The sequence below is a fragment of the Sporichthya polymorpha DSM 43042 genome (genome assembly GCF_000384115.1).
Lineage (GTDB): Bacteria > Actinomycetota > Actinomycetes > Sporichthyales > Sporichthyaceae > Sporichthya > Sporichthya polymorpha.
Genome location: NZ_KB913029.1, coordinates 5,434,299 through 5,446,724, shown reverse-complemented (window position 1 = coordinate 5,446,724; position 12,426 = coordinate 5,434,299). Strand labels below are relative to the sequence as shown.

Annotated in this window: 8 protein-coding genes; 4 read left to right on the top strand and 4 right to left on the bottom strand. The window is 71.4% G+C overall.

From position 1 onward, the window contains the following. Positions 1 to 65: 65 nt before the first annotated feature. The 4 genes from SPOPO_RS0126255 to SPOPO_RS0126240 all read right to left on the bottom strand — a co-directional run bounded on the left by SPOPO_RS0126255 (position 66) and on the right by SPOPO_RS0126240 (position 7,588). Complete coding sequence (locus tag SPOPO_RS0126255; protein ID WP_019878207.1) at positions 66 to 1,247, bottom strand: RtcB family protein; 1,182 nt, start codon at positions 1,245 to 1,247, stop codon at positions 66 to 68. Positions 1,248 to 1,362: 115 nt separating this feature from the next. Continuing rightward, on the bottom strand, positions 1,363 to 1,830 hold the full coding sequence (locus SPOPO_RS0126250) for an SRPBCC family protein (RefSeq protein ID WP_019878206.1): 468 nt from the start codon (positions 1,828 to 1,830) through the stop codon (positions 1,363 to 1,365). 68 nt (positions 1,831 to 1,898) lie between these two features. Next, positions 1,899 to 6,770, bottom strand: a complete 4,872-nt coding sequence (locus SPOPO_RS0126245; protein ID WP_019878205.1) for an NAD-glutamate dehydrogenase — start codon at positions 6,768 to 6,770, stop codon at positions 1,899 to 1,901. Further along, entirely contained in the window at positions 6,767 to 7,588 is an 822-nt protein-coding gene (locus SPOPO_RS0126240; RefSeq protein ID WP_019878204.1) for a tryptophan 2,3-dioxygenase, read from the bottom strand. The genes SPOPO_RS0126245 and SPOPO_RS0126240 overlap by 4 nt, the downstream gene beginning before the upstream one ends. Positions 7,589 to 7,743: 155 nt before the next feature. Between SPOPO_RS0126240 and SPOPO_RS33355 the strand changes: the two genes are divergently transcribed. The 4 genes from SPOPO_RS33355 (at position 7,744) to prfB (ending at position 12,410) form a co-directional block, all read left to right on the top strand. Next, positions 7,744 to 8,745: a calcium-binding protein gene (locus SPOPO_RS33355; RefSeq protein WP_019878203.1), complete on the top strand. Its 1,002-nt coding sequence runs from the start codon at positions 7,744 to 7,746 to the stop codon at positions 8,743 to 8,745. Between the two features lie 99 nt (positions 8,746 to 8,844). After that, positions 8,845 to 9,801, top strand: a complete 957-nt coding sequence (locus SPOPO_RS33350) for a calcium-binding protein (protein WP_019878202.1) — start codon at positions 8,845 to 8,847, stop codon at positions 9,799 to 9,801. A gap of 219 nt (positions 9,802 to 10,020) precedes the next feature. Further along, entirely contained in the window at positions 10,021 to 11,253 is a 1,233-nt protein-coding gene (locus SPOPO_RS35800) for a hypothetical protein (RefSeq protein ID WP_156870275.1), read from the top strand. A gap of 47 nt (positions 11,254 to 11,300) precedes the next feature. Next, positions 11,301 to 12,410: a peptide chain release factor 2 gene (gene prfB, locus SPOPO_RS0126220; protein WP_019878199.1), complete on the top strand. Its 1,110-nt coding sequence runs from the start codon at positions 11,301 to 11,303 to the stop codon at positions 12,408 to 12,410. Positions 12,411 to 12,426: the final 16 nt, after the last annotated feature.

Here is a 12,426-nt window from a genome sequence, read left to right as displayed (position 1 = left end):
GGCGCGCCTATCCGGCCGGGTGAATAGGCGCGCCACGCCGAAGAAGATGGCCCGAGCGCAGGGGTTCAGCCCTTGACGCAGACCAGCGGGGTCAGTTTCGCGACGACCTCGACGAGGTCGGTCTGGCGGGACATGACGTCGTCGAGGTCCTTGTAGGCGCCGGGGATCTCGTCGACGACCCCGGCGTCCTTGCGGCACTCGATGCCCGCGGTCTGGGCGGCGAGGTCGGCGGCGGTGAAGGTCTTCCGCGCCTTGGTCCGCGACATCCTCCGGCCCGCCCCGTGGGAGGCGGAGTGAAAGGCGTCGGGGTTGCCGAGGCCGCGGACGACGTACGAGCCGACGCCCATCGAGCCGGGGATCAGGCCGAGGTCGCCGGCCCCCGCACGGATCGCGCCCTTGCGCGTGACGAGGACGTCGACGCCGTCGTAGGTCTCCTCGGCCACGTAGTTGTGGTGGCACGAGATGGCGTCGTCGAACGTCACCTTCGGCACGGCCTCACGGACCACGCCCTGCAGCAGGGCGAGCATCGTCGCGCGGTTGCGCCTCGCGTACTCCTGCGCCCAGAACAGGTCCCGGCGGTACGCGTCCATCTCGGGGGTGCCCGCGAGGAACACCGCGAGGTCCCGGTCCGGAAGGTCGGCGTTGTGCGGCATGCGGCGCGCCTTCTCGATGTGGCGCTCCGCCAGCTCCTTGCCGATGTTCCGCGACCCCGAGTGCAGCATCAGCCAGACCCGATCCTCGCCGTCGGTGCACACCTCGATGAAGTGGTTGCCGCCGCCGAGCGATCCCATCTGGTGCAGGGCCCGCTCGCGCAGCTGCTGCACGGAGCCGATCAGGTCCCCGAACCCGGACCAGAACGCGTCCCAGCCCCCGATGCCGTGGACGCGCGCGGCCGGGACCGGAGACTTGTGGGCGTGAAAACCGACCGGAACTGCGTCCTCGATCCGGCGCCGCAGCCGGGCGAGGTCGTCGGGCAGGTCGGAGGCGGTCAAGGACGTCCGCACCGCGGTCATCCCGCAGCCGATGTCGACGCCGACGGCCGCGGGGGACACCGCGTCCCGCATCGCGATGACCGACCCGACCGTCGCGCCCTTGCCGTAGTGGACGTCGGGCATCACCGCGACCCCGTGGATCCACGGCAGGTTCGCGACGTTCCGCAGCTGCGCCATCGCCGAGTCCTCGACGGACGTCGGGTCGGCCCACATGCGGATCGGGACGCGGTTGCCCGGGATCACGGTGCTGGTCATGCCGAGAGTGTGCCCGTGGGCTTTCGGTTCACGACACCGGATTTCGAGCACTACTGCGGCGCGCCGCGCCCATCCCGCGGGGTGGATGGGCGCGGCGCGCAGGAGAAGTTGGGAGTCAGCCCTGCTCGGCGGCGGCCTTCACCTTGGCGAGGGTCTCCTCCATCGCGATCTTGTTCGTCACCGAGCGGTCCTTGACGCCGCTGACGACGCGACCCACGGTGCCCATGCCGGGCATGCGGCGGTCGACCCAGGTCTCGGTGACCTTGCAGCCGGTCGGGGTGGGCTCGAAGTCGTAGATCCAGTCGCAGAGGACGATCGGACCGGCGCTGACGCGGAAGGAGAAGACCTTCGGCGAGGTGGCCTCGAGGACGGTGACGTCGGTCGACCACTTGCGCCACCCGACGGCGTTCTTGCCCTTGAACTTCACGCCGGGCGCGGCCTCGGTGGCGCCGCCCTTCCACTTGCCGCCGCGGTTCTCGGTCGACCACTCACCCATGCGGGGGAGGTCGGAGACCATCGCGTAGACCTTCTCGGCCGGGGCGTGAATCTCGGTGGACACGGACACGCGGTTCTTCTCGGCCACGGCGGGCTCCTCGCAAGCATCGGGACGAATCGCCCGAATCCTCGCATCCCGGAGTTACCGAGCGGTAGTCAGCCGCGCGGGGAGGCGAGCAGGCTCCGGAACGAGCGCATGGCCACCGAGGCCATCGCGAGGTCCAGGGTCTCCGCCGCGGTGATCTCGGAGAAGACCTTCATCGCCCGGTCGACGACCTCCCCGGCCTCGGTCCGCCAGGCCCCGTAGCGCTGGCGCGGGGTCGCGGTGACGCCGCCGGTCGAGAGGACGTCCGCGGTCAATGCCGCGTGTGCGGCGAACAGGTCCTCGCGGACGCTCGCCCGGGCCGTCGCCTTCCACCGGTCGTCGCGGGGGAGTGCGTTGATCGCGGCGAGCAGCTTCGAGATCGCGAGCTCGTCGGCGAGCAGGAAGTAGACCTCGGCGACGTCGGTGCGGGAGAACCCGCTCGTCCGCGAGACCTCGACGATGTCGAGCGCCGCGAACGCGAGGTCCATCGCGGCCGAGCGCTCGGCGAGGTCGTGCGGCACCCCGGCGGCGACCAGGGAGTCCCGCTCCGCGGCGAGGGCATCGGCGTCGGTGCCGCGGACCACCTTCGGCACCATCGCGAGGACCTCGGTGACGCCCGCGGAGAAGAACTCCACCTCGGCGTCGATGTCGAGCGGCGAACGGCGCTTGGCCAGCAACCAGCGCGTCGCGCGCTCGGCCAGGCGACGGGCCTGCAGCCGCATCCGGGTCTGGACGTCGGCGGAGATCAGACAGTCGAGCGCGGCGACGTCCTCGCGGAACGGCTCGAGGTCGAACGCGTCGCGCGCGACCAGGTAGGCCCGCGCGATGTCCACGGCCGGCGCCGCCGTTTCCTCGCTGAGCCGCTGGAGGAACGTGATGCCGGCGTCGTTGACGAGGTCGTTCACGACGGCGGTCGTCAGGATCTCGCGGCGCAGCGGGTGGGCCGCGATCTCGGTGGCGAAGCGCTGCCGCAGCGGGACCGGGAAGTAGTTGACCGCGACGGGCGCGAGGGCCGCCGACTCCGGCAGGTCGGAGCCCAGCAGCGCCGAGTTCAGCACGATCTTCGTGTAGGCGAGCAGGACGGCGAGCTCGGGCGCGGTGAGGCCGCGCCCCTCGGCCTCGCGGGCCGCGATCTCCTTCTCCGTCGGGAGAAACTCCAGCGCGCGGTCGAGCAGGCCGGCGCCCTCCATCGTGCGAATCAGCCGAGCGTGGGCGTGCAGCAGTTGCGGGGCCTGGGCGAGCGCGTTGGCCAGCGCGATGTTCTGCGCATAGTTGTCCTGGAGGACCAGCGCGGCGACCTCGTCGGTCATCGACGCCATCAGTGAGTTCCGCTCGTCGCGGGGGAGGCTCCCGCCCGCGACGAGGCTGTCGAGCAGGATCTTGATGTTCACCTCGTGGTCGGAGGTGTCCACCCCCGCGGAGTTGTCGATCGCGTCCGTGTTGATCCGGCCGCCGACCCCGCCGACGCCGTGCAGGGCGTACTCGATGCGTCCGCGCTGGGTGAAGCCGAGGTTGCCGCCCTCGCCGACGGCGCGGGCGCGCAGGTCGGCGCCGTCGACGCGGATCGCGTCGTTCGCCTTGTCGCCGACCTCGGCGTGCGTCTCGGTCGACGACTTGACGTAGGTGCCGATGCCGCCGTTCCAGAGCAGGTCGACCTCGGCGAGCAGGATCGCGCGCAGCAGGTCGTTCGGCGCCAGCGCCGGGACCTCGTCGCCGAGCCCGAGCAGTGCGCGCACCTGCGGGGTGAGCGGGATCGACTTCGCCGTCCGCGGGTGGACGCCGCCGCCCTCGGAGATCAGCGACGCGTCGTAGTCCGCCCACGAGGAGCGGGGGAGCGCGAAGAGCCGCTCCCGCTCCGCGTAGGAGGTCGCGGCGTCGGGGTTCGGGTCGAGAAAGATGTGCCGGTGGTCGAACGCGGCCACGAGCCGGATGTGCCGCGAGAGCAGCATCCCGTTGCCGAAGACGTCGCCGGACATGTCACCGATGCCGACGCAGGTGAAGTCCTCGTTCTGGCAGTCGATCCCGCGCTCGCGGAAGTGCCGCTTGACCGACTCCCACGCTCCGCGGGCGGTGATGCCCATCGCCTTGTGGTCGTAGCCGACCGACCCGCCCGAGGCGAACGCGTCGCCGAGCCAGAACCCCCGCGCGACGCTGATCTCGTTGGCGATGTCGGAGAACTTCGCGGTGCCCTTGTCCGCGGCCACGACGAGGTACGCGTCGTCGGCGTCGTGCCGGACGACCCCGGCGGCGGGGACGATCTGACCACCCACCAGGTTGTCGGTGACATCGAGCATCCCGCCGATGAAGGCGCGGTAGCAGGCGACGCCCTCGGCGGCGAACGCGTCGCGATCCGTGTCCGGCGAACCGGACGGCGCGGGCGGCCGCTTGACGACGAACCCGCCCTTCGCGCCGACGGGGACGATGACGGTGTTCTTCACCATCTGCGCCTTGACCAGGCCGAGGATCTCGGTGCGGAAGTCCTCGCGCCGGTCGGACCAGCGCAGGCCGCCGCGCGCGACCGGGCCGAACCGCAGGTGGACCCCCTCGACGAACGGGGCGTAAACCCAGATCTCGAACATCGGCAACGGCGCCGGCAGGTCCGGGCAGCGGTGCGGGTCGAGCTTGAACGCAAGGGCCTGGCGGGCCTCGTCGGCGCGCGGGGGGACCCAGTAGTTGGTGCGCAGGGTCGCCTGGATCATCGCCAGGAACGCGCGCAGGATGCGGTCGGCGTCGAGGCTCGCGACGTGGTCGAGCGCGTCGGTGACGTCGGTGGTCAGGGCGCCGCAGAGCTCCATCCGCTCGGGGGCGTCGGCCGCCCCGAGCTTCGGGTCGAAGCGGGCCTCGAAGAGCAGGGCGAGCGTGCGCGCGATCGCGCAGTTCGCGGTGACGACCTGCTCGAGGTACTCGTAGCCGAAGGTGCTGTTGGTCTGCCGCAGGTACTTCGCATACGCGCGCAGCACGGCAACCTGACGCCAAGTCAGGCCTGCGGTGAGCACCAGCTGCTGCAAGTTGTCCGACTCGGCCCGACCGTCGCGGGCGGCGAGGAAGGCGTCCTCGAACAGTTCCCGGACGCCCGCGGTCGGCTTCGCGAGGGCGTTGGTCCGCAGCCCGAAGTCGTAGATCCACGCCTCTCCGTCGGGCAGCTCGATGCGGTACGGCTGCTCGTCGACCACCTCGACGCCGAGGTGCTGCAGCAGCGGCAGCATGTCCGACAGCGAGAGGGCCGAGCCCCGCCGGTAGACCGAGAACCGGCGGTGCCCCTCCGGCAGCCCGCGGGGCTCGTACATCCGCACGCTGAGGCCGTCGTCGGGGGTGAGGGCCTCGATGCGGATCAGGTCGTCGACCGCGGCCATGGGGGAGTTCGACTCGCGGTAACCGGCGGGGAACGCGTCGCCGTAACGGGCCGTCAGCAGTCCGGCCTTGGTCTCGTCGTAGCGCTCCTCGAGCGCGAGGTGCAGCGCCTCGCGCCAGGTGCGCGTCGCGTCGACGAGCAGGGCCTCGACGCGCGCCGCGTCGATCGGCTTGCGCTCGTCCTTGGGCAGCGTCGGATCGACGCGGACGACGAAGTGCAGCCGCGCGAGGACCGATTCCGTCACGCGCGAGGTGTACTCCAAACTCACGCCGTCGAGCTCGCGGAGCAGGATCTCCTGGATCTTCAGGCGGTTCTCGGTGTTGTAGCGGTCGCGCGGCAGGTAGACCAACGCGGAGATGAACCGGCCGAACTCGTCGGAGCGCAGGAACAGCCGCAGCTGCTTGCGTTCCTTGAGGTGCAGCACCGCCAGCAGCACCTTGTACAGCTGTGGCGTCGGGGTCTGGAACAGCTCGTCGCGGGGGTAGGTCTCGATCGCCTCGAGCAGGTCGCGGCCGGAGTAGCTGTTGGGGAGAAAGCCGGTCAGCTCGTAGAGCTCGTCGACCTTGCGGCGCAGCACCGGGATGCGCGCGACGTTCTCGGTGTACGCGGCGCGGCTGAACAGCCCGAGGAAGCGGCGCTCGCCGACGACCTCGCCGTCGACGATCTTCTTCACACCGATGTAGTCGAGGTAGCCGGGTCGGTGCACGGACGAGCGGGTCGTCGACTTGGTGATGATCAGCGGCCGCGAGTCACGCGCGCGGGCACGGGTCTCGGGCGGCAGGGCGTCGAAGGAGCTCGAGCGCAGGACGTCCGAGCGCAGGATCCCGAGACCGGTGCCGGGCACGCCGCGCAGCACGTCCTCGGGGCCGTCCGACCCGTCCTCGGTGACGAGCTCGTACTCGCGGTAGCCGAGGAAGGTGAAGTGGTTGTCGGCGAGCCAGCGCATCAGCTCCCAGGCCTCGGCGACCTCCGGGTCGGTGTCGCGGCCCGGCATGCCCTCCTCGCCGACGAGGTCGTCGGCGGCGCGCAGGGCGGCCTCGCCCATCTTCTGCCAGTCCTCGACGGCGTCGCGGACGTCGCGCAGCACGCGGCGCAGCTCCGCCTCGATGCGGGCCATCTCCGCGGGCGGCACCTGGTCGATCTCCAGGTGCATCCACGACTCGGGGCAGCCGTCCTCGGGGAGTGGCGCGGTCGAGTCGTGGCCCGGGGAGTCCTCGATGCCGCGCAGCGCGCCGGCGACGTCGCGGCGGACGACGACCTGGGGGTGAACGACGAGGTCGATGTCGCGGTCGGCCTGGGTGAGGGCGGCGGTCACCGAGTCGACGAGAAACGGCATGTCGTCGGTGACGATCTCGACGACCGTGCGCCCGGCCGCGGACCAGCCGTCGGTCTGGGGCGTCGGGGTGTAGACGCGCACCTTGACCGTGCCCTGGGGCCGGTTCGCCGCGAGGGTGAGGTGGGCGCGGACGGCACCGTCGAGGTCGGCCTGTGACCGCTCGCTGATCTCGGACGCCATCACGTGGCGGTAGTAGGTCCGCGTCAGGCGGGTGAAGTCCTCGGCCGGCAGGGCCGGCATCGTCGGCGCACTCATAGATGATTCCGCAGCTCCCACAAGAGGGGGTAGTACCGCAACGGCAGGCGGCCCCGCAGGTAGGGACCGCCGGACGAGCCGCCGGTCCCGGACTTCGTGCCGATCTGACGTTCGACCATGACGACGTGGCGCGAGCGCCACAGCCACGCGTTGGCGTCGTGCTCGACGAGGGCCTCGGCCAGGTCCCAGGCGTCGCCGTGGGTGTCCCGGTCCCGGGCGACGGTGAGCAGGCTCGCGGTGATCGCCTGGTCGGAGTCGGTCGCGAGGCCCCGGCCACGGAGCAGGTGCAGGAACGCGTCCCACAGGGTGGGCTCGGTGAGCCGACGCTCGAGACGCGCCCGCTCGGCGTCGGTGAGCGCGGTGAAGCGCGCGAGGAAGTCGCGGTCCTTCGCGCCGGAGAGGAACTCGACCTCCCGGAACTGGACCGACTGGAACCCGCTCGCCGGCGCGAGCCGTGACCGGAAGGCGAGGAAGTCCTGCGGGGTCATCGTCTCGAGGACCTCGACCTGCCCCACCAGCACCCGCTCGATCGAGTGCACGCGGCTGAGCAGGGCCCGGGCCTGCCAGGCCCGCCCGTCGAACATCGCGGCCCGGACCGCCTCCAGCTCGTGGAGCAGTTGCTGGAACCACAGCTCGTAGACCTGGTGGATTGTGATGAACAACAGCTCGTCGTGCGCCGGCGGATCCGACGCCGGGCGCTGCTGGTCCAGGAGCTCGGGCAGCCGCAGGTACGACCCGTAGGTGAGCCGGGCCCCCTCCTCGCCGAAGGACCGACCCTCCGACGCGCGCGACGCTGCGCTGGTCACGAGGCCGACCATAGCGTCGCCACCCGCCCCCGGGTCGAAAGCGCGGCCAGACGGCCGAACGGGTGAGAACGACTCGGACATTCGGGCTGATCTCGTCCTTCGCACTCCCACTGAGCCGGATTCAGCTCACGATCAGTGCAACCCATTCGCCGGTCCCGGGATTTGCCATGACGAAGCTCCGTCGCCAGCTCGGCGCCACCTGCGCCCTCGCCCTGATCACGACCGCGGCCGGATTCGCCGTGACGCACGCGGCCGGCGCGGCCCAGGTCGTCGACCAGGAGCAGGACCAGGCGAATTTCTCCGCCACTGTGCACGGCTCGTACAGCTTGGCCCAGATCTTCACTGCGGGTCAGACGGGGCCGCTGAGTCGAATCGACCTGAAGGTGGGGCGCACTGCAGAGCTGCCCGGCGCGCTCCGGATCGAGATCCGGAACGCCTCCGCCGGCGACGTGGGTGCTGACGTCCTGGCCAGTGGGGAGGTGCCGGCTGCCGCGGCGCCGATCGCCGACGGCGGGGTGCCTTCAGCGTTCGTTCCCGTGACCTTCTCGGCTCCCTACGCGATCTCGGCGGGCACGCAGTACGCCATCGTCCTGCGCACCTCCCCGGCTGACGGCCAGTACGCCGCGGCGGTACGGATCTCGGGCGACCCGTACGGAGGCGGCACGTTCTTCCAAGCCGCGGGCTATCAGTCGGAGTCCTGGGCCGAGGACGCGGACTGGGACCTTGCTTTCCGCACCTTCGTCGGCACGCCGGACCCGACCCCGACCCCCAAGCCGACCCCGAAGCCGACGCCCAAGCCGAAGCTCGAGGCGAAGTGCGACTTCGCGCTGTCGTCGAAGGCGGCCAAGAAGTACAACGTTCTCAAGGGGACCAACGGGAACGACGTGCTGATCGGGACCAAGGGTCCGGACCTGATCTACGGCTACGGCGGGAACGACAAGATCCGCGGCCGGGGTGGGAACGACATCCTCTGCGGTGGGGCCGGGAACGACGACCTCGCCGGTGGTGGGGGCAACGACAAGCTCTCCGGCGGCCCGGGCCAGGACAAGCTCGCCGGCAACAAGGGCAACGACGTCCTGCGCGGCAACGGTGGTCGCGACCACCTCCGTGGCGGTCCGGGCCGCGACACCGTCAACGGCGGGCCCGGTAAGGACGACGAGCGGTCCTGACCCCCACTGAGCGACCGGGTTGAAACTCATGAGGCATCCCCGCACCGCGGGGACGCCTCAGCTCTTTCAACTCTGTCGCTCACTGGGCAGCATGTGCGGATGCAGCGGAGCGCACGGATCCTGGCCCTGCCGGTCGCGGTCGCCGCGGCGGTCGCCCTGACCGTCACGGGCACCACCGCGACCGCTGCGGGGGAGCTCGACCAGCAGCAGACCGACACCAGCGGGAGCGCGACGTCCGTCGGGAACAGCGGCGGCCTCCAGTTCACCGCCGCGCAGACGTTCACCGCGGGTCGGTCGGGTCGCCTGGACCGGGTGGAGGTGTTCCTCCGCCGCGGCGCGATGGCGCCGTTGCCCGTCACGGTGGAGGTGCGCTCGACGCTGAGCAACGGCTGGCCCGGGCCGGACCTGATCGCCTCCGCCGAGATCGACGGCGGCGCGGTACCGGCCGAACCGGGCGGCGCCTTCATGACCGCCGACTTCAGTTCGCCGCCGTCCGTCGTCGCCGGCACCAGGTACGCGCTGGTCCTCCGGACGCAGGAGGCAGCGCAGTACCGCGCTCCCCAGTCGGCCGGCGACGCGTACGGCGGGGGCGCCGCCTGGAACGCCTCGTCCACCGCGCCGGCGATGTGGACCCAGCAACCGGGCGGGGACCTCGGCTTCCGAACCTACGTCGAGGGTGCGGCACCGACCCCGAAGCCGACGCCCAAGCCCACCCCGAAGCCGAAGCTCGAGGCGAAATGTGACTTCACGGGGTCGTCGAAGAAGGTCACGGTTCTGCGGGGGACGAACGGCAACGACGTCCTGACCGGGACCACAGGGCCGGACCTGATCTACGGCTACGGCGGCAACGACAGGATTCGCGGCGGGGGAGGAAACGACATCCTCTGCGGCGGAGCCGGGAACGACGACCTCGCCGGCGGGGGCGGGAACGACAAGATCTCCGGCGGCCCGGGCCAGGACAAGCTCGCCGGCGGCCAGGGCAACGACGTCCTCCGCGGCGGGCCGGGCAGCGACACCCTCCGCGGCGGGCCGGGGAAGGACGACGAGCGGTCCTGACCCCGCCCCGCCCCACTGAGCGACCGGGTTGAAACTCATGAGGCGTCCCCGCACCGCGGAGACGCCTCAACTCTTTCAACTCTGTCGCTCACTGGGGCAATGAGGGCCCAACGACCTCTGTCGCCGACCCCGGGAGTTGCATCACACTCAGGATCCACCAAGCTTTCGTCCCGGTTCGTCCGAATAGGGATGGATTGGTCCGGATCCGAGAGGGTGTCGATGCAGAACAACTCCGTGCGCGGGCGTCACCGCAAGCCCAGCGCCTCCCGCGTGGCCGCCGGCCGAGCGGCTGTGACCGCGGGCACCGCCGTCGCGGCCGTGGTCGCCGCCGGCACGGCCGCGAGCGCGGTCCCCGCCGCCGAGAACGCCGGGGACAACCGCGCGAGCGCGGCCTCGGGCAACGCCACCTCCTGCGGCAGCGGCAAGTTCGGTGTCGGCCTCGGCGGCCAGCGCTACGGCATCGACGGCAAGGAGTACGCCGACCCCAACACCGTCCTGTCGTACGAGGACGGCCGGCTCGGCGAGACCTACCTGACGATCACCGCAATCAAGGCCGGCTACGAGATCCTCGGCGTCGTGGTCAAGGGCGGCAACGGCTACAACCTCTACCGCCCCGGCACCGCGAACAACCCGCCCACGGGCCTCGGCCAGCTCCCGTGGGAGGACCTCCACTCCCCGCTGAACAAGAACGGCAAGCCCGCCGGCATCAGCCACTGGTTCGTCTGCGCCAAGTCGGTCCCGGTCGAGCAGTCGAACCCTCAGGAGCCGAGCACGCCGGAGGAGCCGAGCACGCCGGAGGAGCCGACGACGCCGGAGGAGCCGACGACGCCGGACGAGCCGACGACGCCGGACGAGCCGACGGCGCCGGACGAGCCGACGACGCCGGAGGAGCCGGTCACGCCGGACGAGCCGGTCGAGCCCGCCGACACCACGGGCCCCGACGACACGACGGAGCCGGAGGACACGACCGAGCCGGAGGACACGACCGAGCCGGAGGACACGACCGGGCCGGAGGACACGACCGGGCCGGAGGACACGACCGGGCCGGAGGACACGACCGAGCCGGAGGACACGACCGACACCTCGGGCCAGGACGACACGACCGAGCCGGAGGACACGACCGAGCCGGTGGAGACGGACGACACGTCCGGGCCGTCGGACAGCACGGACCCCGACGACACCACGAGCCCGACCGACCCGGTGGACACGGACGACGCGTCGGGGCCGTCGGACCCGTCGGACCCGGCCGACCCGAACGACACCGCCGAGCCGACCGAGGCGGCGGGGCCGGAGGCGCAGAGCGGGGCGGCGCCGCAGGTCCGGCCGCTCCCGCAGAGCGGGGCGGACGGGAGCCTGCTCGCGGTCGGTGGACTGCTGGTCGCGGCGGGGAGCGCGCTCACCGCGGCGGGTGGCCGGGCCGGGCGGCCCCGGGGACGCCACCGCAAGGTCTGATCGACCGGGGCGAACGTCGGCGGTCCGGCCACGTAGGCTGAACCCTCGTGGCCGGACCCGAATTCGCCGAAGCGCTCAAGGCGCTCGATGCGACGCTGACCTCGGTCGAGGCAGTCGTCGACCTCGACGCGCTGCGTTCCGAGTACGCCGACCTGGAGCAGCAGGCCGCCGCCCCGGACCTCTGGGACGACCAGGAGCGCGCTCAGAAGGTCACGAGCCGGATGTCGGTCGTGCAGTCCGAGATCAAGCGCATGGAGCAGGTCCGGCGCCGCGTCGACGACCTGGGCGTCCTGTGGGAGATGGCCGAGGAGGCGGACGACGCCGACACGCGCGCCGAGGCCGAGACCGAGCTCGCGAACCTGCAGCGGGAGATCGGCGAGCTGGAGGTCCGCACCCTCCTCAACGGCGAGTACGACGCCCGGGACGCCCTCGTCACGATCCGGTCCGAGGCCGGCGGCGTCGACGCCGCGGACTTCGCCGAGATGCTCTTCCGCATGTACCTGCGCTGGGCCGAGCGCCACGGGTACTCCACCGAGGTCTACGACACGTCCTACGCCGAGGAGGCGGGCATCAAGTCCGCCACGTTCGTCGTCCACGCCCCGTACGCCTACGGCACGCTCAGCGTCGAGCAGGGCACGCACCGCCTGGTCCGGATCTCGCCGTTCGACAACCAGGGCCGCCGGCAGACCTCCTTCGCCGGGGTCGAGGTGGTCCCGGTGACGGACACCACCGACCACGTCGAGATCCCCGAGGACCAGATCCGGGTCGACGTCTTCCGCGCCTCCGGCCCCGGTGGTCAGGGGGTCAACACGACCGACTCGGCCGTCCGGCTGACGCACATCCCGACCGGGATCGTCGTCTCCTGTCAGAACGAGCGCTCGCAGCTGCAGAACAAGGCGCGGGCGATGGAGGTCCTCCAGGCCAAGCTGCTGGAGGTCCGCCGCCGCGAGGAGCAGGCGAAGATCAACGCACTGAAGGACGATTCGTCCGGTTCGTGGGGCAATCAGATGCGTTCGTACGTCGTGCACCCGTACCAGATGGTGAAGGACCTCCGCACCGAGCACGAGGTCGGCAACCCGCAGGCCGTTTTCAACGGTGAGATCGACGATTTCATCGAGGCCGGCATCCGGTGGCGGCGCTCCGGCGCCACCTCCTAATCCGCCATTCGGGGCC

Bases quoted from the DNA above. Each gene is read 5' to 3' on its own strand.
- SPOPO_RS0126255 (WP_019878207.1), bottom strand. From the start codon at position 1,247: ATGACCAGCACCGTGATCCCGGGCAACCGCGTCCCGATCCGCATGTGG.
- SPOPO_RS0126245 (WP_019878205.1), bottom strand. From the start codon at position 6,770: ATGAGTGCGCCGACGATGCCGGCCCTGCCGGCCGAGGACTTCACCCGC.
- SPOPO_RS0126240 (WP_019878204.1), bottom strand. From the start codon at position 7,588: ATGGTCGGCCTCGTGACCAGCGCAGCGTCGCGCGCGTCGGAGGGTCGG.
- SPOPO_RS33355 (WP_019878203.1), top strand. From the start codon at position 7,744: ATGACGAAGCTCCGTCGCCAGCTCGGCGCCACCTGCGCCCTCGCCCTG.
- SPOPO_RS33350 (WP_019878202.1), top strand. From the start codon at position 8,845: ATGCAGCGGAGCGCACGGATCCTGGCCCTGCCGGTCGCGGTCGCCGCG.
- SPOPO_RS35800 (WP_156870275.1), top strand. From the start codon at position 10,021: ATGCAGAACAACTCCGTGCGCGGGCGTCACCGCAAGCCCAGCGCCTCC.